This is a genomic window from Streptomyces sp. HSS9-12 (assembly GCF_054963655.1).
On the sequence record NZ_JBUEGC010000036.1, the window covers coordinates 31858 to 55103 of the forward strand.

Genomic DNA, 23246 nt, shown 5'->3' on the forward strand with positions numbered 1-23246 from the left:
TCCGTTCCTGCGTGCAGGGGTCGCGGGGGGCCGATGGGCCCGGCCCGTGCCGGTGAGCGGATGTGACCGGTCGGCCCGGATCCGCAGAGGCCACCCCCAAGGGCAGCCGAGCCGCCCGGTCGCACCTAAAGTAGAGGATCGTTGAACGATCCGACAAGAGGGACGTTGTTCCGAATCGGTATCCGGTATTGACTGCTGCCGCTGTCGTACCGGGCCCGGCCGGGGCCGAAGAGCGCCCGGTCAGGGCGGAGAGGGAGGGACGCCGTGATGGACGGGGTCGAACGCAGGCTCGGAGAGGCCGCCGGGCTGGAGTCGGACCGGGCGCTGCTCGGGCGGACCAGCACCGCCGAGCGCGTCGCGGACATCCTGCGCGACCGGATCGCCGAGGGGTTCTTCCCGCCCGGGACCCGGCTGGCGGAGGACAGTATCGGCGGGGCATTGGGCGTGTCCCGCAACACCCTCCGGGAGGCCTTCCGCCTGCTCACGCACGAGCGGCTGCTGGTACACGAGCTGAATCGCGGTGTGTTCGTCCGCGTCGTGACGGTCGACGACCTCATCGACATCTACCGCGTGCGCCGGCTGATCGAATGCGCGGCGGTGCGCAGCCTGGGGGAGCCGCCCTACCCGCTCGAGACGGTCGAGTCGGCCGTCGAAGCCGGCGAGCGGGCCGCCCGGGACCAGATCTGGCAGGACCTGTCCACCGCCAACATCCGGTTCCACCAAGCCCTCGTCGCGCTGGCGGGCAGCCCGCGCACGGACGAGCTCATGCGCGGTGTGCTGGCCGAACTGCGCCTGGTCTTCCATGTGATGGCCGACCCGCGGCGCTTCTACGAGCCGTATCTCGTCCGCAACCGGCAGATCCTCAAGGCGCTGCGGGCAGGTGACGCGCAGGAGGCCGAGCGGCTGCTCGCGGCGTATCTGGACGACTCGCGCGCGCAGTTGGCCGCTGCGTACGCCCAGCAGGTCGCCGAGGGTTGAGCGCTGTCACAGGGGCAACGTCCCGTCAGCCAATGAGGATTGCACTCTTGTCCGATCGTTGAAAGGAGCCGCTGCGGACAGCCCGCTGAGGGAGCATCCCGTACCCGCTGAGTTCTGGTGTCGTGCGGTGTCCCATCCGCGCCGTTTCGAGCAATGTCAGTAGCACCGCTTAATCTGTCCGTCGTGAATGCGAAAGCCTCGGCGACAGCCCCGCCGGCCATCCTCGGCGCTCCCCCAGAGCTTCGCCTGGGTGGGGGTACCCCCAGCGGTAGCCGGGGGAGTGCCCCCAGGCCCGCTCCCGGCCCGGCCGCCGACGAGGGCTTGGCCCGGCGCCTGCGCGCGCTCGCCTGCACCGCCCCGCTGCACGATCTGGACACGCGCAAGGCCAACCTCGCCGGCGAGTACTCGGTCTACGCGATGGCCGAGGTGGCCCTCGCGGCCATCGACCTCGTCACGCTCCACATGGACTTCGACACCGGGGCCGACCACGAGCAGATAGTGGCCAGACTGCTCCCGCGCGTCGCCGCACAGGCGCCCGGCCGCCCCGCCGCCGAGCACGAGCGCGTCGCCCGCTGGGTGCTGGAGAACCTGATCAACGTCGGCAGCGTCGACCGCGGATTCCGCGCGGTGTACGGCACGTTCGGGCCGGACGGCCAGTACGTCCGCCGTGACTACGACTTCAAGCTCATCGAGGAGGTCCCCGGGCCCGGCGGCAGCGTCTATCTGCGCACCACCGACGAAGCGGTCAACGTTCTGGTCGGCGCGCTCGACACCGATGTGACCAGCGCGCAGGTCGCCGCCGAGGTCAAGCTCGAAGTGCTCATCAGCCGCGGCCGCCTCGCCGATGCTCAACTCGCCGCCGAGCAGGCCCGCTACCGCACGGTCCAGTACGCCGAGACCCTGCGCAGGACCCTTGACGCCACCCGGCGCAACGTACGCGCCGTCGACTGGCTCAGCACCGTCCCCGACATGATCGCCGAGGCGCTGGACCACGTCGCCGACCGCTACCGCCACGAGAGCGCGATCCTCACCAACATCCGCCGGGCCCGCGACGAGGCCGAGGACCCCGAGCACAAGCGGCGCGCCGCCGAACTTGTCGACATCGTGAAGGACTGCATCCGCCGGCACACACAGCTGCAGTCCCGGCTGCTGGAGGCGGGTCCGTTGTTCCGGGCCGAGCAGGACCGGCAGGCCTTCGCCGCGCCCGCCGCCGAGTCCGGCCTCGATCTGTACGGCCAGCTGCTCGCGCCGGTGCTGCCGCTGCCCGTCGAGCAGGCGACCCGGGTCACCGACGCCTTCTTCGCCCGCGGCACCGGGCTGCGCACCCCGTCCGCCGTACGGGTCGGAGACCTGGTCGACCTGCTCCTCACCCCGCCTGTCGAGCGCGAACACCTCGGCGCGCAGATGCCCGAGCCGGACCTCGTCGCCACGCCCGACGACAGCCGCTTCAGCGAGGAGCAGCTGGCCGTCGCCATGGAACTGCTGGACCTTCCGGCGGACGCCCCGCGCCGGCTGTCCGGACTCCTCGCCGAAGCCCGCCGCCGGGACCCCGAACTGCCCTACCTCGTCGCGCTGTTGGCCGTGCATGCCGCCAGCCCGCCGGTCGGCACCGCCTACCGGCAGGGTGAGGAGCGGCTGCTCTTCGCCGTCGACGACGGCACCGAGCTCGACGATCCGGAGTTCGGCGGCGCCGACCTCATCGTCGGCGCGGCCCTCCTGGACGCGGCGGGCATGGCCGCCGACCGTTCGGAGGCCGCGTGACAGCCCCCTCGCCGGGAAGGCCGCAGGCGCCGCGACCGGCCGCGCCGGCGACGCGACGGGCCGCCGGGCCGGCCACAGTGCGCCGCGCGGACCACCAGAACGTTCTGAGCAAGGAGTTGCAGTGACCGAGTACCGTGCCGAGGAGGGCACGCAGTCGGTATCCCCGGCGGCAGCGGGGGACGGTACCGGCGCCGCGACGGCGTACGGGCAGCAGGTGAGCGGCGCCGCCCCCGCCGGCACGGCGATCACCCCCGCCGACGCCGCCGACGCCGCGCGGCTTGTCTCCTTCGGGCTGCAGCCCAAGCTGCTCCCGGCCCGGGATGCCGAGTACGCCGAGCTGCTGCGCCGCCACCGGGACGACCCCGCCTTCGCCCGGCTCGCCGATGCGGTGGCCGCCGGCCTCGGCCTCGTGGTCCTCGAGGTGTCCACCCGCGCGGGTATGGCCCTCGCCGCAGCCGAGGACTCCGTCTTCGCCGTCCGTATGGGCGATTACGCGCGGCGCGCCGCCGCCGACTCAGCCGATCGCTTTCTGCACGGGCTCGCCCATCTCGCGGTGGCCGCCATGGCTTTCCCTCGCCCTGAGGACCTCGCCGACGACGGCTACATCGGGCGGATCACCGTCAACGGCGTCGACGCCTTCGTCCGCCAGGCCTGCCGACGCTTGGAGGAGCGGGCGGCCGAGCGGGGCGAGAACACCGACCCGAGCACCGATGCCCCCGGCCTGGAGGCCGCCTGGCGTGTCTACGCCCGCCGCAGCGCGACCGGCGCCACCAAGGACGCCCGGCGGCTGGCCGGTTCGACCACCGGCATCGTCGGCAAGGCCGTGTCCTTCCTCACCGACTCCGGCTTTCTGCAGCGCACCGGCGACGACTCGGGAGGCTCGTACCGCACCACCGCGCGCTACCAGCTGCAGGTCCGCGACATGGCCGGCAGCGCCGCCATGGCCGAACTGCTGGAACTCGGCATCGTTCCCACCAGTGACGGCAGCGCGACCCTGCTCCCGCCCGACGACACCGACGATCTCGACCTGGTCGCCGACGCCGGCCTGCCCTTCCACACCTGATCCCCGTCTGATCCCCGTCCGCACCCCCCGTCCCCCCGTCCCCCCGTCCCCCGTCCACATCCCCTGCTGCACGACACAACGAGAGTCCGCCGATGTACGAGCTGTCCCGGGTCCGCCTCTACTCCATCGGACCTGCCGGTGCGCGCTACGCCGACACCGTGCTGGACCTGCGCGGTGTGGGCGAGCCGGTGGCCAACCCGGCGCCCACCCAGGCGGACTTCTTCGAGGACGAGCCCGTCGGCCCGCCGCGCCGCCCCGCGCCCGCCGGCGTGCTCTTCCTGGAGAACGGCGGCGGCAAGTCCGTACTGCTCAAGCTGATCTTCTCCGTGATGCTGCCAGGCCACCGCAACACCCTGGGCGGTGCCAGCTCGGGCGTGCTGCGCAAGTTCCTCCTCGCCGACGACTGCGGGCATGTCGCCCTGGAGTGGCAGCACACCGTCACCGGCGAGTGCGTCGTCGTCGGCAAGGTCAGCGAGTGGCGGGGGCGCCAGGTCTCGGGCGACCCGCGGAAGTTCGCCGAGGCGTGGTACTCCTTCCGGCCCGGCCCCGGCATGAGTCTCGACTCGTTGCCGGTCGCCGAGTCCACCGCCGTACGACCACCTGTCGAGGGCGCCTCGGGGGCGCGGGGCCGCCGCCGCACGATGAAGGGTTTCCGCGACGCCATCACCGAGGCGGGCAAGGCGTACCCGAACCTCGACGTGGTGTGGGAGGAGATCCACGAGCGCTGGAACGAGCACCTTGGCGACCTCGGCCTCGACCCCGAACTCTTCCGCTACCAGCGGGAGATGAACGCCGACGAGGGCGAAGCCGCCGGTCTCTTCGCCGTCAAGAACGACTCCGACTTCACCGATCTGCTGCTGCGGGCCGTCACCGATACCCGGGACACGGACGGCCTCGCCGACCTCGTCCACGGCTTTGCGCACAAGCTGGGCCGCAGGGCCGAGCTGATGGCCGAACGGGACTTCACCGCGGGGTCAGTGGACCTCCTCGGCCGGATCGTTGACGCGGCGGCCGAGCGCGAGCGCGCCCGAGACGTCCACGCGGCGGCCGAGCGCCGCACCCGTACGCTCGCACGGCGCCTGTCGGCGCGGGCCGCGGAGGAGCGCGGCCGCGCCGCCGACCTCGCCCTGCAGGTCACGTCCGCCGCGCACACCGTGACCGAGGCCGAGGCGGCGCGCACCCGCAGCTCGCTGATCGCGGCCGAACTCGCCTATCGCAACGCCTCGCTGGCCCTCGCGGCGGCGGAGAAGGCGGCCGCGGCGCAGCGCCGTGAGCTGGCCGACGCCCGTACGTTGCACGCGGCCTGGCAGGCCGCCGAGGCCGTGCTCCGGCACCGCGCCGCCGCCGACCGCGCGGCGCGGGTCTCCGCGGCGATCCGCGAGGCCGAGCGGGACGCCGCCCCGGCCCTCGCGGCCCGCGCGACGGCCGCCGCCGAACTCGTACGGGCCCTCCACGCGGCCGCGGAGGACGGCGAGCGCGTGGCGGCCGAGGAGGAGGAACGCTCCAGTGGCCTCCAGGCCATAAGCGAGTCCGCGCACCGTGACGCCACGGCGGCGGCGACCGAGGCGCAGCGGGCCCGCAGCGAGGCCGAGCACCTGCGGCAGCGGCTCGCCGAGGTCGAGCAGGAGACCGCGGAGGCAGTACGGGCCGGCTGGCTCGAGGTTCCCCAGCCACCGCCCGGTGGGGGCGCCTCCGGCGCGCCCGACGCGGATCCGGCGCGCGCGGCACTGGCGGCGAGCGGCGCCGAGAAGTCGGCGGTCGAAGCGTGGGAGTCCGCCCGGGAGGCCGCCCGGCGGACAGCCGAGCGGGCCAAGGAGGCGGCCGCGGAGGAAACTCGCGCGGAACTCGCCGCGGCCCGCGCGGAGGATGCGGCCCGGGCGGCCGAGTCGGCGTACGCCGCCGAGCGCCGCGCCGCCGACTCGATCGCCTCCGACGAGCGCATCGCCGAGCTGCTCAGCCTGCCGCGGCGGGCGGCCGTGGGCGTGCCGCAGCCTCGCCGCGGCGGTGGGATGTCTCCTGCGGCAACAGACGGTTCCGACCGCCGAGATGTCAGCGCGGCCCTGTCCGAAGACGACCCGACGACGGTCCCCGGCAAGGTCCCGCCCCAGCCCGACGTGTCCGCCGCGGATCACGGCCTCGACGGTGGTGACGGTTCCCCAGCCGAGGGGACGCGTACGAGCGGGCCTGCCGCTGAAGGCGGCGCTGAGCACGGCGCGTTCGCCGCGGGCTCAGCCGGCTCCGGCGGTGGCGGCGGTAACGGCGGTGCTTCCGCCGAGGGCGGAGACGTGGACGGTCGTGCCCAGGGGTCCGCCCCCCACGGCGGCGCGGGCGGCCGCTACCGGGGCGACGCGGATGACGCGGCGCCGGACGGGCCCGCCGCCGGCCATCTTCCCCGTACCGTCGACGGCCCGCTGTCCGCTGAGGAGTTCGACCGGAGTGCCGACGCGCTCCGGGAGGTGCTGGAGGAAAGCGTCGGCTCCGCCGAGCGGCAGTTGTTCGAGCTGCGGACGGCCGCCGCCGACGATGCGCGGATTCTCGGTGCGCTCGGCGACGGCGGGCTGCTGCCGCCAGGCCCCGATGTGCTCGCCACGGTCGAGTTCCTTGGCGAGCACGGCATCCCCGCGCTGCCCGGCTGGCGTTACCTCGCCCAGGCCGTCGACCCCGCCGACCACGCCACCGTGCTCGCGGCCCGCCCCGAGCTGGTCGACGGCGTCGTCATCACCGACCCCGACAGCCACGCCCGCGCCCGTGAGGTCATCTCCGGCGCCGCGCTGCTGCCGCGCTCCACCGTCGCCGTCGGTACGGCGGCCGCGCTACTGGCCCCCACGTCCGCGCCCGGCGCGGCGGACAGCCCCGACGTCTTTCTGGTCCCGCCGAACCCGGCGATGCACGACGAGCGCGCCGCCGACGACGAACGGCAGGCGCTGCGCGCCCGCGCCACCGCCCGGGACGAGGAGATCCGGGCGCTCGCCGCGCGCCTCGCCGGCGACCGGGCCCTGGCGGCGCGCATCGCCTCCTGGCGCTCCGGCTGCCCGTCCGGCCGGCTCGCCGAGCTGGCGGCCGAAGCCGAGTCCGCGGGCCAAGCCGCCGAGTCGGCTCGCGAGCAGCTGGCCGAGGCACGAGCGGCGCGTACGGAAGCCGATGAGGCCGCCGCCGAGGCGGCCGGGGTCCGGGACGAGCGCCAGGATGCGGCCCAGCGCGCCCGCCGCGCCGCCGACGCCCTCTCCGGCCTCGCCTTCCGGCTGCGCGAGCGCGCCCGCTGGCAGAGTCGGCTGCGCGAACTGGCCGACGAAATGGCCGAGTCCGAGGCCCGCGCCGCCGCCTGTCTGGAGCGGGCCCGCGCCGTCGACGAGGACCGCCGCGCCGCCCAGCGGGCTGCCGACGACGCCCGCCGCACCGCCCGCGCCCTGCGTGCCGAGCGCGCCGAGATCGCGGGCGCCCCCGACGACGTGGCGGACGACGCTCCGCCGCCGACTGCCGCGCTGCCCGCTCTGCGCGAGGCGTACCGTGCGGCCTCGCAGCTGTACGAAAAGGTCGGCGTCGGCGCCGATCTGCGCGCTGAGCAGGCGCGCGCCGAGAGCGACGAGAGCGCCGCCCGCGCCGAGCTCGACCGGCTCACCAACAAGGTCCGCACCCGCGCCGCCCAGCTCCTGGAGAGCACCGACGGCGCGGACGGCCCGTCCCGCCAGGCGGCCGCGGCCCGCGCCGAATCGCTGGTACAGATGCTGGAGTCCCGTGCCTCCACCGCCAGCGAGCAGCTCGGGCGGCTGCGCGGCGAGGCCGAGCGGCTGGCGCCGTCCCCCGGCCTTCGGCAGGGGGGACCCCACGGCGAGGCGCACACCGAGCTGCCCGACGACCTGGTCCCGGCCGACGCCGAGCAGGCCCAGGCCCTGCTGCGTACGGCCACGTCCGAACTCGCCGCCCGTACGGAAGCGTTGGAGACGGCGCGCGCCCGGCACGCCGAGCTTCTGCAAGCTCACCGGTCCGCCGAGGACGCGGCGGGCGGCTTCGAGGAGACCGCGGCGATGCTGCGCGACCTGCTGCGTGAGCCCGCGCACAGCATGGGGCCCGGGGGCGGGGAGCAGCCGCCGGAGCCCTACCGTGGCTCCCTGGAGGAAGCCCGGCAGGCCGCGGCCGAGACCCGTCGCTCGCTGCGCGGCTGCGCCACCGACCTCTCCAGCGCCGAGTCGGCCGTACGTGACGCGAGCGATGTCCTGGTACGGCACGCCAACTCCACCCGGTACGAACAGGTCCGCACACCCGCGCGCCAGCAGATCCGGGAACTGCCGGCGGCGGCCCTGCCCGAGCATGCCGCCGCCTGGGCGGAGGCGTTCGCGCCGCGCCTGCGTGTCCTCACCGACGAGTTGGCGCAGCTGGAGCGCAACCGCGACAGCATCGTCGACCGGCTCCGCGGCCTGGTGGAGTCCTCGCTCGCCACCCTCCGCTCCGCGCAGCGGCTGTCCCGGCTTCCGGAGGGCCTGGGGGAGTGGTCGGGGCAGGAGTTCCTGCGGATCCGCTTTGACGACCCCGACCATGCCACGCTCGCCGAACGGCTCGGTGAGGTCATCGACGAGGCGACCCGGGCCGCGGTGAAGAAGAACTCCGACCTGCGCCGCGACGGCATGTCGCTGCTGCTGCGCGGTGTTGCCGCCGCCTTGCGGCCCAAGGGCGTCGCCGTGGAGATCCTGAAGCCGGACGCCGTGCTGCGTGCCGAGCGGGTCCCGGTCGGGCAGATGGGCGACGTCTTCTCCGGCGGGCAGCTGCTCACCGCGGCGATCGCGCTGTACTGCACGATGGCGGCGCTGCGCAGCAACGACCGCGGGCGCGACAGGCACCGCCACGCGGGCACGCTGTTCCTCGACAACCCGATCGGCCGGGCCAACGCCACCTATCTGCTGGAGCTGCAGCGGGCCGTCGCCGACGCGCTCGGGGTGCAGCTGCTGTACACCACAGGCCTGTTCGACACCACGGCGCTCGCCGAGTTCCCGCTCGTCATTCGGCTGCGCAACGACGCGGATCTGCGGGCCGGGCTGAAGTACATCAGTGTCGAGGAGCATCTGCGGCCCGGCCTGCCGCAGCAGGCCGGGGCCGAGGAGACGGTGGTCGGCGAGATCACCGCCACCCGGATGTACCGCCGTCCGCCGGCCACGGACTGACCCCGTTCGCAGCTCATGACGCCTCTTGGTCCTCCCGACCGTCCCTGCCGGGGCGGGCGGGAGGAGGCTCCTGGTGCACAACTCTTGACCGCCGGGTCTCCCCTGCTCAATCCTGCGGTTGCGTTGCCTGAGACACGTATCGCGATGGGCAACGCAACGTCGCCCGCCCGAGGGATATGTCCTGGATGAGGAGTGCCCATGGCTCATGAGGTGCGCGCCGTCGTCGCCCGAGCGAAGGGCGAGCCCGTCCCGGTCGAAACCATCGCCGCTCTACAAGGCCGTTCGGCGTCTCCAAGACGATCGAAGATGACGGCGAGTGGGCCTGCTTCGCGATGCGCCAGGGCGATGCGCCGCGCCCGGTAGCGGCACTCTGACCGCATCCTCCGGCAGTCCGCGCACACCCATATCCCCACCCGGTCCACCAAGGGGTCTCCCCGGCCGGTGGGGATACCCGCGCGTGCTCCGCGAGTCCCAGCCATATCCCGTACAAACCACGTCGAAGTTGCGCCCCGCGTGGCGCAATGGCGGGGGTGTTTCCCGATGCCCGAACACCCCTTTTCGCTGTCCTGATCGGCTCCTTGACAAGGCATAGGGCCGACCTCACACTGGCGTTGCGTTAACCGCAATTGGTTTCGCTATACGCACCGAGCGACCCGAGGTGGTCATGATGATTCCCGTGTGCCGTCTCGCCGATCTGCCGCGAGGCGAGGCCTTCCGGCTCGAGTACGATCCGCCGATCGCGGTGTTCCACACCGAGGACGGCGAGGTCTACGCCATCGACGACACGTGCACTCACCAGGACGCTTCGCTCTCCGACGGCTGGCTGGAGGGGTGCGAGGTCGAATGCCCCCTGCACGCCTCGAAGTTCGATCTGCGCACCGGCAGCGTGGATGCCCCGCCCGCCCGGCTTCCGGTGCGTACCCACCAGGTGTTCGTCGAGGACGGCATGATCTACGTCCTGGTCTCCGGCGCCGTCCCGAACCTCCCGCGTCCCGCCCGCCCCTGCGTCGTGGCCCGGCTGGCCGGGGGCGTCGCGTGAAGAGCGTGGCCGTGGTCGGCGCATCGCTCGCCGGACTGTCGGCCGCCCGCGCGCTGCGCAAGCAGGGCTACGACGGACGGCTCGTCGTCATCGGTGACGAGCCCCACCGCCCTTATGACAGGCCGCCGTTGTCGAAGGAGTTTCTGGCCGGAGACATGGACGAAGCCGACCTCGCACTCGAGGCGGACGATGAGGACCTTGCGGTGGAGTGGCTGCTCGGTGCCCGTGCCGTCGGGCTCGACCGCGCCGACCGCGCGATACGGCTGGCGGACGGCAGTACGGTGCGCGCCGATGGCGTCGTGGTCGCCACCGGGGCGGCCGCCCGTACGCTGCCCGGGAGCGACGGTCTCGAAGGCGTCCATGTGCTGCGGACGCTCGACGACGCTCGTGCGCTGCGCGAGGACCTGGCGCGCGGCGGCACCCTGGTCGTCATCGGCGGCGGCTTCATCGGCGCCGAAGTCGCCTCAACCGCCCACGGCGTGGGGCTGCACGTCACGGTCGTCGAGGTCGCGCCGACCCCGCTCGCAGGCCCGCTCGGTGCGGCGATGGGCGAGCTCGTCTCCGCTCTCCACGCCGACCACGGTGTCCGGCTGCTGTGCGGCGTCGGCGTACGCGGGCTGAGCGGACGGCAGCGTGTGGAGGCGGTCCTGCTGGAGGACGGCCGCAGCCTCCCGGCCGACACCGTGGTCGTCGGGGTGGGCGCCCGCCCCTGCGTCGAGTGGCTCGCGGAATCGGGCGTGGCGCTGGAGAACGGTGTGCGCTGCGACGCCGCCGGTGCGACCAGCATCCCGGGTGTCGTCGCGGTCGGCGACTGCGCGGCCTGGTACGACCCGGTGGTCGGGGCGCACCGGCGCGTCGAGCACTGGACCGGTGCACGGGAGCGGCCCGCGGCGGCCGTGGCCACTCTGCTCTCGGGCGGTACGGCCGTACCCGAGCCGCCGCGGCCCCCGTACTTCTGGTCCGACCAGTACGGCGTCCGGATCCAGTTCGCCGGGCACGCTGCCGAAGCCGACGCCGTGACGATCGAGGAGGGGGCGCCGGACGACCGCAGCATCCTCGCCGTTTACCGGCGCGGGAGTCGCCCGGTCGCGGTGCTGGGAATGAACCGGCCGAAGCCCTTCATGCGCTGGCGCCGCCAGTTGGCCTCGGCCGCCGCCGAAGCCGCCGGCGCTCCCGGCACTGCCTGATCCGACGGCTCCGACACCGCGGCGCGCGCTCCGCCCCACCGTCCTGACCGCTCTTCCCACCGGTGCGTTCGCACGACCCGATGACAACGTCTCCTGCGAGGAGTGCCTGTGACAACGACCAGCCTGCCGGAGAGCCTGATCGCCACTCTTCCCGGCGACTTCTACACCGCCCCGGAGATCTTCCGTCAGGAGCAGGAGCGGATCTTCGAGTCGATGTGGTTCTGCGTGGCGCGTTCCTCCGAGCTCGACAAGCCGGGGGCCTTCCGGACCATAGACGTGGGGCGCGAGAGCATCCTGGTGACCCGCTCCCGCGACAACGCCGTACGCGCCTTCTTCAATGTGTGCCGGCACCGGGGCGCCAAGCTGTGCACCCAGGAATCCGGTGAGGTCAAGCGGGCCTTCCAATGCCCCTACCACGCCTGGACCTACGACTTGCAGGGCAAGCTGGTCGCTGCCCCCAACCTCACCAAGATGCCGGACGTCGGCCGCACCGAGTACGGGTTGGTGAACATTCCCGTACGCGAGTGGCTCGGCTATGTCTGGGTCTGCCTGGCGGAGGACCCGCCGTCCTTCGAGGAGCAGGTCATCGCAGATGTCGTCGCGCGCCTGGGTGATGTGGAGTCGATCGACCGGTACAACATCGCCGACCTCGCGATCGGCAAGCGGATCGTCTACGACGTGAAGGCGAACTGGAAGCTCATCATCGAGAACTTCATGGAGTGCTACCACTGCGCCACCATCCACCCCGAACTCACCGAGGTGCTCCCGGAGTTCGCCGACGGTTACGCGGCCCAGTACTTCGTCGGTCACGGCGCCGAGTTCGGCGAGGACATCAAGGGATTCACGGTCGACGGCTCCGAGGGCCTGGACCGCATCCCGACCGTCGCCGAGGATCAGGACCGCCGCTACTACGCCATCACCGTCCGGCCTCAGGTGTTCATCAACCTGGTGCCGGACCATGTGATCTTCCACCGGATGTTCCCCGTCGCGGTCGACCGCACCATCGTCGAATGCGACTGGCTGTACCTGAAGGACGTGGTGGACAGCGGCAAGGACGTCAGCCGCTCGGTCGAACTCTTCGACCGCGTCAACCGGCAGGACTTTGACGCCTGTGAGCGCTGCCAGCCGACGATGAGCTCCCGGCTGTACGCCAAGGGCGGCGTACTGGTGCCGAGCGAGCACCACATCGGAGAGTTCCACGACTGGGTGCGCGCCCGGCTCGGCACACGGCAGCCACACTAGGCTCGGGTCGGCTCGCATGGCCGGTACGGTTCGAAGGCGCGGCGGTGGATCAGCCGAGGTATCCCATGCGGTGGCTGATCTCCTCCGCGCCCTTGAGCAGCACCGGGGCGAGCTCGTGGATGCGCTCCTCCGTGAAACGGTACGCCGGTCCCGACGCACTGATCGCGGCGATGACCTCGCCGTCCCGGGACCGGATGGGCGTGGCCATGGCGTGCAGCCCGATCTCGAACTCCTCCAGCGTCACCGCGTACCCGCGCTCCCGGACCTCCGCCAGATTCTTCTCGAGCTTCGTCTTGGCGGTCACGGTGCGGGGCGTCACCTTCCGCAGGCCGGACTCCGCCAGCAGTTCGGCACGCTCCTGCGCGGGCAGGTGAGCCAGCAGGACCTTTCCGCTGGAGGTGGCGTGCAACGGGGTGAGCTGCCCCACCCAGTTGTGAGCGGCGACCGCGCCGGGGCCGCGCACCTGATACAGGTTGACCGCGTAATTCTCCTGCATCACCGCGATGTTGACCGTCTCGCCGATCTCTTCCGCGAGGCGCTCGCAGACCGGCCGGCCCTGCTGGGTGAGGTCGATACGGCCCGTGACCGCACCGGCCAGGCGCACGATCCCAAAGCCGAGGCGGTACTTGCCCCGCTCGGTCGCCTGCTCGACAAGACCGCGTGCCTCCAGCGCCCCGAGCAGGCGGAACGCGGTCGATTTATGGACGTCGATCTCCGCGGCAACTTCGCTGACCCCTGCCTCACCGCGCTGGGCGAGGATCTCCAGAACGCTGACCGCGCGGTCGACGGACTGGACCCCGCCTGTGGGTTGACCTGGACTTTCCACAGCTGCACTGTCGTTGCTCATGATGCAACTATACGCGCAGTAACCAACATAGGGGGATAGTGGCGACCGGAACCGTCTGTGGCCACCTCCGGAAAGTTGCGTTGACCGCAACCTGGTGCATATAGCGCTACCCGTACTAGCATGCCCGCCGTATCGGCGGCTGGGGCGCCCCCGGCCCAGAGCTGGGAGAGACGGAGGCAGCGATGGGGTCCACGAGTTACGACTTCGTCATCGTCGGCGGCGGTTCGGCCGGCAGTGCACTGGCCAACCGCCTCTCCGCGGATCCGGGCAATCGCGTTCTGGTGCTCGAAGCGGGCCGGCCCGACTACCTGTGGGACGTCTTCATCCATATGCCCGCGGCGCTCCCGTTCCCCATCGGCAGCCGGTTCTACGACTGGAAGTACGAGTCCGAGCCGGAGCCGCACATGCACGGCCGCCGTATCTTCCACGCACGCGGCAAGGTACTCGGCGGATCCAGCAGCATCAACGGCATGATCTTCCAGCGCGGCAATCCACTGGACTACGAGCGCTGGGCGTCCGGCCCGGGCATGGAAACCTGGGACTACGCGCACTGCCTGCCGTACTTCAACCGGATGGAGACCTGTCTCGCCGCAGACCCCGAGGACGAGTTCCGTGGCCACTCCGGTCCTCTCGTACTCGAGCGGGGCCCGGCCTCCAGTCCGCTGTTCCCCGCCTTCCTGGAAGCGTGCCAGCAGGCCGGCTACCCGCTGACCGATGACGTCAACGGCTATCGCCAGGAGGGATTCGCTCCTTTCGACCGTAATGTTCACCGTGGGCGGCGGTTGTCGGCGGCGCGGGCGTACCTCCATCCGGTCATGAACCGGCCCAACTTGACCGTGCGGACCCGGGCCCATGTCACGCGGGTGCTCTTCGAGGGCAAGCGGGCGGTCGGGGTGGAGTACCGCCGCGGCCGCGGGGCGCCCCAGCAGGTGCGCGCCGGCGAGGTCATCCTGTGCGGCGGTGCGATCAACTCCCCCCAGCTGCTGCAGCTCTCCGGCGTCGGCAACGGCGATGAGCTGCGTGCGCTGGGCATCGACCCGGTGCACCACCTGCCGGGCGTGGGGGAGAACCTTCAGGACCACCTGGAGGTGTACGTCCAGTACGCCTGCAAGCAGCCGGTCTCCATGCAGCCGTATCTGAAGTGGCGGCACCGGCCGTGGGTCGGGCTGCAGTGGCTGTTCCGCAAGGGCCCGGGTGCCACAAACCACTTTGAGGCCGGTGGCTTCGCGCGCAGCAACGAGGACGTCGAGTACCCCAACCTGATGTTCCACTTCCTGCCGATCGCGGTCCGCTACGACGGCTCCGCGCCGTCCGGTGGGCACGGCTACCAGGTGCACGTCGGACCCATGTACTCCGACGCCGTCGGCTCGGTGAAGATCAAGAGCAAGGATCCGTACGAGCACCCGGCGCTGCGCTTCAACTACCTGTCCACCGAGCAGGACCGCCGGGAGTGGGTGGAGGCGATCCGCGTGGCCCGCGAGATCCTGGGCCAGCCCGCTCTGGACCCCTACAACGGCGGTGAGATCTCGCCCGGGCCCACGGTGCGGACCGATGAGGAGATCCTGGACTGGGTGGCGAAGGAGGGCGAGACCGCTCTGCACCCGTCCTGCACCTGCAAGATGGGCACCGACGACATGGCCGTGGTCGACCCGACGAACATGCGCGTCCATGGCCTGGGCGGGCTGCGCGTCGTGGACGCGTCCGTGATGCCGTACATCACCAACGGCAACATCTACGCGCCGGTGATGATGATCGCGGAGAAGTCGGCCGATCTGATTCTGGGCAACACCCCGCTGCCGCCGTCGAAGGCTGAATTTTACCGTTCCCACCGGTCCCACCGGCCCCGTCGCGACGCAGAGCAGGGGCAGCGCCCAAGGACCGCCTGAGCGGGAGGGCCAGGCCATGCGGCTGACGCCGTATCACGACGGTGCCGTGCAGGCCCCTGCCCCCGTCGTCGGGGGCTTGCCGGAGCTGCTGCGCAGGGTCAGGTACGAAGTCCTGCCGACGAAGTCCACCGAGGAGCAGGTGCTGCGGCACGTCCCCGTGGAGGTGCCGGTGACGGTCACCGCGTCACCGGCCAAGGGGCTCGACCCGACACTGCGGCTGGTCATGCGACTGGCCGGGCACGGTTACCGCGTCGTCCCGCACCTGCCCGCCCGGATGATCGCCGACGAGGCGCACTTGGCGGACATCGTCGCCCGGCTCCTGGAAGCCGGAGTGGAGGATGTGTTCGTGCCCGGCGGCGACGCGGATCCGCCGGTGGGCCCGTACGACGCGGCCCTGCCCGTGCTGCGCAGGCTGAGCGAGATGGGCAGCCCGTTTGCGCAGGTCGGCATCACCGGCTACCCGGAGAGCCATCCGCGCATCGACGACGATGTCACCGTGCAGTCGATGTGGGACAAGCAGCCGCATGCCACGTACATCGTCAGCAACGTGTGTTTCGATCCGAAGGTGCTGGGTGGATGGGTCGCGCGAGTGCGGCGGCGGCATGTCTCGTTGCCCGTGCGGGTGGGTGTCGCCGGGCCCGTGGAGCGGGCGAAGCTGCTGTCGATGGCGACGAAGATCGGCGTCGGTGAGTCGGCGAAGTTCCTGACCCGGCATGCCTCGTGGTTTCTGCGCTTCGCGGCGCCGGGCGGGTACTCGCCTGAGAGGCTGCTGCGCCGGAGCGTCGCGGCGCTCACCGCGCCTGGGGCGCTGGTGGCGGGGCTGCACGTCTTTACGTTCAACCAGGTTGCGGAGACCGAGCGCTGGCGGCGGGCCATGGTGGACCGCCTCGGCGGCTGAGCATCGCGCCTTCGGCGCGGTCGTTCCCGCCCACCCGCCCCTTTTGTCGGGAGTGGGTGGGCAGGGAACTAACGAAAAACCACCGTGCGGTTGTCGTTGACCATCACACGGCTCTCGCTGTGCCACTCCACCGCACGCGCCAGCACCCGCGCCTCCACGTCCCGGCCAACGGCGACCAGCTCATCCGGGTCATGTGCGTGGTCCACACGCACCACGTCCTGCTCGATGATCGGGCCCTCGTCCAGATCCGGGGTGACGTAGTGCGCCGTGGCCCCGACCAGCTTCACGCCGCGCTCATGCGCCTGAACGCACGGCCGCGCCCCCTTGAAGCTCGGCAGAAAGGAGTGGTGGATGTTGATCGCCCGGCCGTCCAGCTGCTTGCACAGGTCGTCCGAGAGGATCTGCATATAGCGGGCGAGTACCACCAGATCGACCCTCAGTTCGTCGACGAGTTGCATCAGCCGGGCCTCGGCCTCGGCCTTCGTCTGCGCAGTCACGGGGATGTGATGGAAGGGAATGCCGTAACTCTGGGCAAGCGGCTCGAAATCACGGTGATTGGAGACGATCGCCGGCACATCGATGTTGAGGGCGCCGGTGCTCTTGCGGAAGAGCAGGTCGTTCAGACAGTGCCCGAACTTCGAGACCATGATCAGCGTACGGGTCGGGGTCGACGCGTCGTGCAGCTGCCAGGAGATCTGGAACGCCTCGGCCACAGGCCCGAAACCTGAACGCAATTCCTCCAGCGCAGTGTTCGGCTCCGAGACCTCAAAGTGCACCCGCATGAAGAAGCGGTCCTGCAGCCGGTCGTCGAACTGCTGGCTCTCCAGGATGTTGCCACCGTGGCGTACCAGGTAGCCGCTGACGGCGTGGACGAGGCCGGCCCGGTCCGGACACGAGAGGGTGAGGACGAATTCGCGGCCGGGCTGCGGTCGAGGAGACATAAGCATCCTCCGTTGATGCGCATTGCACAACAGGGTGAGCGATACGCAACATCGTCGAGCCGGTTGACAATGCGGGTCAAGAGGTCTGAGGCAATGTGCCATGGTGGAGAAACGGCTGTACAAACCCTTGACGTACGTCGGCGGAGTGGACCAAGGTGTTCCACCACGAGCAATTTAATGCGTGATACGCAACGAAAGTCCCCCGTTACAGGAAGGGCTCCACGCGTGGCAGATCTCTATCTCGACGGCGCATGGCGCGAGGCGGTGGCAGGTGACCACCGAGAGATCCGCTGCCCCGCAGACGGCGTTCTAATCGCAAAAGTTTCCGAGGGCACGCGCGCCGACACCGAGGCCGCCATTGCCGCGGCCCGCCGCGCCTTCGACCGGGGTCCCTGGCCCGGCACTCCCGAGCGTGAGCGCGGCGCCCTGCTGCTGCGCACTGCCGACATCATCGAGCGCGACGCGAAGGAGTTCGCCCGCGCCGAATCGCTCGACACCGGCAAGCGCCTGGTGGAGAGCGAGTACGACATCGCCGATGTCGTCGCCTGCTTCCGCTACTTCGGCGGGATCGCGGGCACCAGCGCCGGCCGCGTCGTCGACACCGGCCGCACCGACGCCATCAGCCGCGTCGTCTACGAGCCGGTCGGCGTGTGCGGGCTCATCACCCCGTGGAATTACCCGCTGCTGCAGGCGGCGTGGAAGGTCGCGCCCGCCCTCGCCGCCGGCAACACCATCGTCCTCAAGCCCAGCGAGCTCACGCCGTCGACCTCCATCCTGCTGATGCGCGCGCTGGAGGAGGCCGGGCTGCCGACGGGCGTCGCGAACCTGGTCCTGGGCGCCGGCCCCGAGGTAGGGGCGCCCCTCTCGGAGCACCCCGACGTCGACATGGTGTCGTTCACCGGCGGGCTGGAGACAGGCAAGCGGATCATGGCCGCCGCATCCGCCACGGTCAAAAAGATCGCCCTGGAACTCGGCGGCAAGAACCCCAACGTCATCTTCGCCGACGCCGACTTCGAGACGGCCGTGGACTTCGCCCTCACCGCCGTCTTCGTCCACTCCGGCCAGGTCTGCTCCGCCGGCGCCCGACTCGTCGTCGAGGACTCCATCCACGACGCCTTGCTCGACGAAGTCGTACGGCGCGCCCGGCAGATCAGGCTGGGCGGACCCTTCGACCCGGACGCCGAGACCGGGCCGCTGATCTCCGCACAGCACCGTGCGAAGGTCGAGGAGTATGTCGCCACGGGCCTGGCCGAGGGAGCGGTACTGCGCTGTGGCGGCTCCCGGCCCGACGATCCCGCCCTCGCGGGAGGCTTCTACTACCTGCCGACCGTGCTGGATGAGTGCCGCCAGGACATGCGCGTGGTGCACGAGGAGTCCTTCGGCCCCGTCCTCACCGTGGAGCGCTTCACGGACGAGGATGACGCCGTGCGGATCGCCAACGACACCGAATACGGGCTCGCGGGCGCGGTGTGGACCCAGGACGCGGGCAAGGCCCAGCGGGTCGCCCGGCGCCTGCGGCACGGCACGGTCTGGATCAACGACTACCACCCGTACGTCCCGCAAGCGGAGTGGGGCGGCTTTGGACACTCGGGGCTGGGCCGGGAGCTGGGGCCCACGGGTCTGGAGGAATACCGCGAACCCAAGCATATTTGGCACAACATCCAACCCCGGCCGCAGCACTGGTTCCGCAGCTGAGCAGCACACCCAGGGCGCGCGCTTCCCGCCCAAATACCCACAAAACACCATGGGTGGGCGGGAGACAACCCCGGCGCGGAAGCCCCGGAAAACCGGGCCGCGCGGCCGTGCCATCCCAGGAGAGGGCGAAAGTGACCGCAACACAGACAGAAGTGCCGTCGCCGCGGAGTGCGTCCGGGGACAAGCCCCCGGTGATCTCCGTACGCGACCTGTGGAAGGTCTTCGGGCCCAAGGCGGCACAGGTGCCCCGCTCGCCCGAACTCTGCGGCCTCACCCGCCGCGAGCTGATGCACCGGACCGGCTGCACCGCGGCCGTCCGCGATGTGAGCTTCGATGTCTCGCCGGGTGAGGTCTTCGTCGTCATGGGCCTGTCCGGCTCGGGCAAGTCCACGCTGGTGCGATGTCTGACCCGGCTGATCGAACCGACCGCCGGCGAGGTGGTCTTCGAGGGCGAGGACATCCGCGGCGCGGACGAGAAGCGGCTGCGCGAGCTGCGGCGCCGCAAGTTCTCCATGGTCTTCCAGCACTTCGGGCTGCTGCCGCACCGCCGGGTCATCGACAACGTGGCGTACGGGCTGGAGATCCGCGGTACGGCCAAGGCCGAGCGCACCAAGCGGGCCCAGGAGGTCGTGGAGCTCGTCGGACTCGCCGGGTACGAGCACTCCTACCCCGACCAGCTCTCCGGCGGTATGCAGCAGCGCGTCGGACTCGCCCGGGCCCTGGCCGGCGACCCGGACGTCCTCTTCTTCGACGAGCCGTTCTCGGCGCTCGACCCGCTGATCCGCCGGGACATGCAGAACGAGGTCATCCGGCTGCACCACGAAGTCGGAAAGACGATGGTGTTCATCACCCACGATCTGTCCGAGGCGCTCAAACTCGGCGACCGCATCCTTATCATGCGCGACGGCCAGACGGTCCAGTGCGGCACCGGCGACGAGCTGGTCGGCGCGCCCGCCGACGACTACGTACGGGAGTTCGTGTCGGATGTCCCGCGCGCGGATGTGCTCACCCTGCGCTGGATCATGCGTGACGCGCGGCCGGAGGACAGCCTCGACGGGCCGGAACTCGCCCCGGACGTCGTGGTACGCGAGGCCACCCGTGCGGTGCTCGCCGCCGACAAGCCGGTGAAGGTCGTGGAGAACGGCCGGCTGCTGGGCATCGTCGGCGACGAGGAGATCCTGGCTGTCGTGGCCGGTTCCGAGGGCGGTGCGTGATGGCGGTCCTCGCAGAGGCCGCGGCGCGGCCCGTGTCGCCGCTGCGTCGCGGCGGCCGCCCGCTCGCCGTGGCCGCGATCCTCGCGCTCTGGGTGATACTCTGGTTCATTCTGCGCGGCATCGACACCCTCCCCCTGGGCACGGCCGATCTGACGCCGCTGCACCGCGAGTTCAATGACATCAATGACGCTGTCGGCGCCAATCGCAACAGCAACCCGGTCTTCCTCTACTTCTTCAATGAGATCCGGCTGGTCATCGACAACCTGGTCACCTTCATCCAGGCCCTGATCTCCCAGGCGTCGTTCGGACGGCCGGTGCCCGTGATCGGCTGGCTGGGCGTGGTCGCCATCGTCGGTTACGTCTCCTGGGCGCTCGGCAATCTGCGCGTCGCGGCGCTGGCCGTGGCCGGCTTCGTCCTCTTCGGGCTGCAGGGGCTGTGGCAGGAGAGCATGGACACCCTCGCCCTCACCCTGGCGGCTGTCCTGGTCTCCCTGCTCATCGGTATCCCGCTTGGCCTGTGGGCCGGGCTCTCGGACCGGGTGGGCCGCATCGTCACTCCGGTGCTGGACTTCATGCAGACGATGCCGACGTTCGTCTATCTCGCCCCGCTCACCCTGTTCTTCCTCATCGGCCCGGCGTCCGCCACCATCGCCACGCTGATCTACGCGACGCCCCCGGCCGTACGCATCACCGCTCACGCCATCCGCGGGGTGCCGGAGACGACGGTCGAGGCGGCCGAGTCGCTGGGCTCGACCCGGCGGCAGACGCTTACCAAGGTGCTGCTGCCGATGTCGAAGCGCACGATCGTGCTGGGCGTGAACCAGACCATCATGGCCGCGCTGTCCATGGTCACCATCGCGGCGCTCATCGACGCGCCGGGGCTGGGCAAGACGGTCATCAAGGCGCTGGAGACGCTGGATGTCGGCGTGGCCTTCAACTCCGGGCTCGCCATCGTCGTCATGGCCATCGTGCTCGACCGGGTCACGACCGCGGCGAGCGTAAGGGTGGAGAACACCCGCCGCCGAGGCGGGCGTACCCAGGCGTGGCGTCGCCCGCTGCTGCTGGCCGGCGGGGCCGTGACCGCCGTCTGTGTCTGGCTGTCGCACACCTACGTCTGGGCAGCGGAGTTCCCCGACACCATCGATCTGGGCAGTGCCATCGCCCGTACGGCCGACTCCGTCACGCAGTGGGTGCAGGGCAGCTTCTCCGGGGTGACCAACGGTCTGCGCGATGTGATCACCACGCTGCTGCTCAACCCCTTCGAGGCGCTGCTGACCGGATCCCCGTGGTGGCTCGTGGGCGCGGTCCTGGTATCGGTCGGCGCTCTGCTCGGCGGGTGGCGCGCGGGGGTTACGGCGGCGGTGTGCGTGGCGCTGATCCTCGCGTCGGGCCTGTGGCGGGACAGCATGACAACGCTCGCCTCGAGCCTGGTGGCCACCGTCATCGTGATGGCTCTCGGCGTGGTGATCGGGGTGTGGATGGGGCGCAGCGCCCTGGCCGACCGGCTGATCCGGCCCGCGCTCGATGCCGGGCAGACGATGCCCGCCTTCGTCTATCTGGTGCCGATTCTGGCGCTGTTCGGGGCGACCCGCTTCACCGCCATCGTCGCCGCGATCGTCTTCGCCGCCCCCGTGGCGATCAAAATCATCGCGGACGGGGTGCGCGCGGTACCGGTGACGACCGTGGAGGCGGCAACGGCGGCCGGCTCCAGTACCTGGCAGCTCATCACCAAGGTGCAGCTGCCGATGTCCCGCAGCGCGCTGACACTGGCGACCAACCAGGGCCTGATCTATGTGCTGTCGATGGTCGTGGTGGGCGGACTGGTGGGGGCCGGCGCCCTCGGCTACAACGTTGTCGCCGGCTTCTCGCAGGGCCAGCTGTACGGCAAGGGCCTGGCGGCGGGACTGGCAATCGTCCTGCTCGGCGTGATGTTCGACCGGATTACTCAAGCGGCGGCGCACCGGGCCGGAAGGGCGCCTCGCGCGCGCTGAGGCCGAGCGCCGGGGCAAGGCTATGCAGAAAGGGCAGGAGAGCACGTGCAACGGCAAGTAAAGAACATCATCAGAGGGCGCGGGCGGCGGAGGGCCGGTCTGGCCGGTCTTGCGGCGCTCGCCCTCGCGGTCAGCGGCTGCGGCGGCGCGAAGGTCGGCGAGTCGGCCTCGGGCTCGGGCGGAGGCGCGGGCAAGTGCGGCACGTTCAATCTCGCGATCAACCCCTGGGTCGGCTACGAGGCCAACGCGGCCGTCATCGCGTATGTCGCGGAGAAGGAACTCGGCTGCAAGGTGACGAAGAAGGACCTGAAGGAAGAGGTCGCCTGGCAGGGCTTCGGCACCGGTGAGGTCGACGCGATCGTCGAGAACTGGGGCCACCCGGATCTGATGAAGAAGTACATAGAAGATCAGAAGACGGCTGTCTCCGCCGGTGAGACGGGCAACAAGGGCGTCATCGGCTGGTATGTGCCGCCGTGGATGGCGAAGAAGTACCCGGACATCACCGACTGGAAGAACCTCAACAAGTACGCGAAGCTCCTGAAGACCTCCGAATCCGGCAGCAAGGGTCAGCTGCTCGACGGGGACCCCTCGTTCGTCACCAACGACGCCGCGCTGGTGAAGAATCTGAAGCTGGACTACAAGGTGGTGTACGCCGGCAGCGAGGCCGCGCTGATCCAGGCGTTCCGCCAGGCCGAACAGAAGAAGACACCGGTGCTGGGGTACTTCTACGAGCCGCAGTGGCTCTTCTCGGAGATCAAGCTCGTGAAGGTGAACCTGCCGCCGTACAAGGACGGTTGCGACGCCAAGCCGGAAAAGGTCGCCTGCGACTATCCCGAATACGCCCTGGACAAGATCGTCAGTAAGAAGTTCGCCGCCTCCGGCAGCCCGGCCTACAAGCTGGTGAAGAACTTCAAGTGGACGAACGAGGATCAGAACATCGTGGCGAAGTACATCGCGCAGGACAAGATGTCGCCCGACAAGGCCGCGGAGAAGTGGGTGAAGGACAACCGCGACAAGGTCGACGCCTGGCTCGGAAAGAGCTGATCCAGGAGCCTTCAACCCACGCCGTTCCCTGCCCGGCGGGCTGCCCAGCAGCCCGCCGGGCTGCGTCTTTGGTGCTCGGCTCACCTCCGGGCTCCCCCTGGGGGCACTCCCCCCAGCTACCGCTGGGGCGCCCCCACCCGGCCCGTCAGGCCCAGGGGGACTACCGCTGGGCGGTGCCCCCAGACCCGGCGCCGGCGCGCCCTTTGGCGTGCTCGCGTGCCTGTCTGCGGCCCTCTTTTCCCGGGGCTGAAATTGCCTTCTCAGCGGGCCTGTTCAGGGCCCTTGACACCGCTGTGGGGGCCCG

General features: G+C 70.9%; 15 protein-coding genes. 13 read left to right on the forward strand and 2 right to left on the reverse strand.

From position 1 onward, the window contains the following. Positions 1-267: 267 nt before the first annotated feature. The 7 genes from ACY34J_RS19555 (at position 268) to ACY34J_RS19585 (ending at position 12426) form a co-directional block, all read left to right on the forward strand. Complete coding sequence (locus ACY34J_RS19555) at positions 268-978, forward strand: GntR family transcriptional regulator (RefSeq protein WP_462727772.1); 711 nt, start codon at positions 268-270, stop codon at positions 976-978. A 153-nt stretch (positions 979-1131) separates the two neighbouring features. Next, entirely contained in the window at positions 1132-2739 is a 1608-nt protein-coding gene (locus ACY34J_RS19560; protein ID WP_462727771.1) for a hypothetical protein, read from the forward strand. A gap of 214 nt (positions 2740-2953) precedes the next feature. Next, positions 2954-3802, forward strand: coding sequence for a hypothetical protein (locus tag ACY34J_RS19565; RefSeq protein WP_462727797.1), 849 nt, complete (start codon positions 2954-2956; stop codon positions 3800-3802). A 92-nt stretch (positions 3803-3894) separates the two neighbouring features. Continuing rightward, the gene (locus tag ACY34J_RS19570; RefSeq protein WP_462727770.1) at positions 3895-8958 is read left to right on the forward strand and encodes a hypothetical protein; all 5064 of its coding nucleotides are present in this window, start codon (positions 3895-3897) and stop codon (positions 8956-8958) included. Between the two features lie 664 nt (positions 8959-9622). Beyond that, positions 9623-9997 carry a bifunctional 3-phenylpropionate/cinnamic acid dioxygenase ferredoxin subunit gene (locus ACY34J_RS19575; protein WP_462727769.1) on the forward strand — a complete coding sequence of 125 codons (375 nt, stop codon included), beginning with the start codon at positions 9623-9625 and terminating at the stop codon, positions 9995-9997. After that, complete coding sequence (locus ACY34J_RS19580) at positions 9994-11184, forward strand: NAD(P)/FAD-dependent oxidoreductase (protein WP_462727768.1); 1191 nt, start codon at positions 9994-9996, stop codon at positions 11182-11184. Before ACY34J_RS19575 ends, ACY34J_RS19580 begins: the two co-directional genes overlap by 4 nt. 108 nt (positions 11185-11292) lie before the next feature. Beyond that, a complete protein-coding gene (locus ACY34J_RS19585) occupies positions 11293-12426 on the forward strand; it encodes an aromatic ring-hydroxylating oxygenase subunit alpha (protein ID WP_462727767.1) in 1134 nt (377 codons plus the stop codon). Positions 12427-12475: 49 nt separating this feature from the next. Here ACY34J_RS19585 and ACY34J_RS19590 read toward each other — a convergent pair whose 3' ends face one another. Further along, complete coding sequence (locus tag ACY34J_RS19590) at positions 12476-13273, reverse strand: IclR family transcriptional regulator (protein WP_462727766.1); 798 nt, start codon at positions 13271-13273, stop codon at positions 12476-12478. 182 nt (positions 13274-13455) lie between these two features. On the opposite strand from ACY34J_RS19590, the gene betA reads away from it, so the two are divergent. Together betA and ACY34J_RS19600 are read left to right on the forward strand one after the other, a co-directional pair. Beyond that, the gene (gene betA / locus ACY34J_RS19595) at positions 13456-15159 is read left to right on the forward strand and encodes a choline dehydrogenase (protein ID WP_462727765.1); all 1704 of its coding nucleotides are present in this window, start codon (positions 13456-13458) and stop codon (positions 15157-15159) included. A gap of 16 nt (positions 15160-15175) precedes the next feature. Then, on the forward strand, positions 15176-16057 hold the full coding sequence (locus tag ACY34J_RS19600) for a methylenetetrahydrofolate reductase (protein WP_462727764.1): 882 nt from the start codon (positions 15176-15178) through the stop codon (positions 16055-16057). 68 nt (positions 16058-16125) lie between these two features. Here ACY34J_RS19600 and purU read toward each other — a convergent pair whose 3' ends face one another. Next, the gene (gene purU, locus ACY34J_RS19605; protein ID WP_462727763.1) at positions 16126-16998 is read right to left on the reverse strand and encodes a formyltetrahydrofolate deformylase; all 873 of its coding nucleotides are present in this window, start codon (positions 16996-16998) and stop codon (positions 16126-16128) included. A 225-nt stretch (positions 16999-17223) separates the two neighbouring features. Here purU and ACY34J_RS19610 point away from each other — a divergent pair, with 225 nt between their 5' ends. From ACY34J_RS19610 to ACY34J_RS19625, 4 genes are all read left to right on the forward strand, one after another. Then, positions 17224-18693, forward strand: coding sequence for an aldehyde dehydrogenase family protein (locus ACY34J_RS19610; RefSeq protein ID WP_462727762.1), 1470 nt, complete (start codon positions 17224-17226; stop codon positions 18691-18693). A gap of 131 nt (positions 18694-18824) precedes the next feature. Beyond that, the gene (locus ACY34J_RS19615) at positions 18825-19907 is read left to right on the forward strand and encodes a quaternary amine ABC transporter ATP-binding protein (RefSeq protein WP_462727761.1); all 1083 of its coding nucleotides are present in this window, start codon (positions 18825-18827) and stop codon (positions 19905-19907) included. Continuing rightward, complete coding sequence (locus tag ACY34J_RS19620) at positions 19907-21898, forward strand: ABC transporter permease (protein ID WP_462727760.1); 1992 nt, start codon at positions 19907-19909, stop codon at positions 21896-21898. Before ACY34J_RS19615 ends, ACY34J_RS19620 begins: the two co-directional genes overlap by 1 nt. Before the next feature lie 45 nt (positions 21899-21943). After that, the gene (locus ACY34J_RS19625) at positions 21944-22942 is read left to right on the forward strand and encodes an ABC transporter substrate-binding protein (protein WP_462727759.1); all 999 of its coding nucleotides are present in this window, start codon (positions 21944-21946) and stop codon (positions 22940-22942) included. Positions 22943-23246 lie beyond the last annotated feature (304 nt).

Coding starts and splice junctions, on each gene's coding strand:
- ACY34J_RS19555 (WP_462727772.1), top strand. CDS start 268: ATGGACGGGGTCGAACGCAGGCTCGGAGAGGCCGCCGGGCTGGAGTCG.
- ACY34J_RS19560 (WP_462727771.1), top strand. CDS start 1,132: ATGTCAGTAGCACCGCTTAATCTGTCCGTCGTGAATGCGAAAGCCTCG.
- ACY34J_RS19570 (WP_462727770.1), top strand. CDS start 3,895: ATGTACGAGCTGTCCCGGGTCCGCCTCTACTCCATCGGACCTGCCGGT.
- ACY34J_RS19575 (WP_462727769.1), top strand. CDS start 9,623: ATGATGATTCCCGTGTGCCGTCTCGCCGATCTGCCGCGAGGCGAGGCC.
- ACY34J_RS19590 (WP_462727766.1), bottom strand. CDS start 13,273: ATGAGCAACGACAGTGCAGCTGTGGAAAGTCCAGGTCAACCCACAGGC.
- betA (WP_462727765.1), top strand. CDS start 13,456: ATGGGGTCCACGAGTTACGACTTCGTCATCGTCGGCGGCGGTTCGGCC.
- ACY34J_RS19600 (WP_462727764.1), top strand. CDS start 15,176: ATGCGGCTGACGCCGTATCACGACGGTGCCGTGCAGGCCCCTGCCCCC.
- purU (WP_462727763.1), bottom strand. CDS start 16,998: ATGTCTCCTCGACCGCAGCCCGGCCGCGAATTCGTCCTCACCCTCTCG.
- ACY34J_RS19620 (WP_462727760.1), top strand. CDS start 19,907: ATGGCGGTCCTCGCAGAGGCCGCGGCGCGGCCCGTGTCGCCGCTGCGT.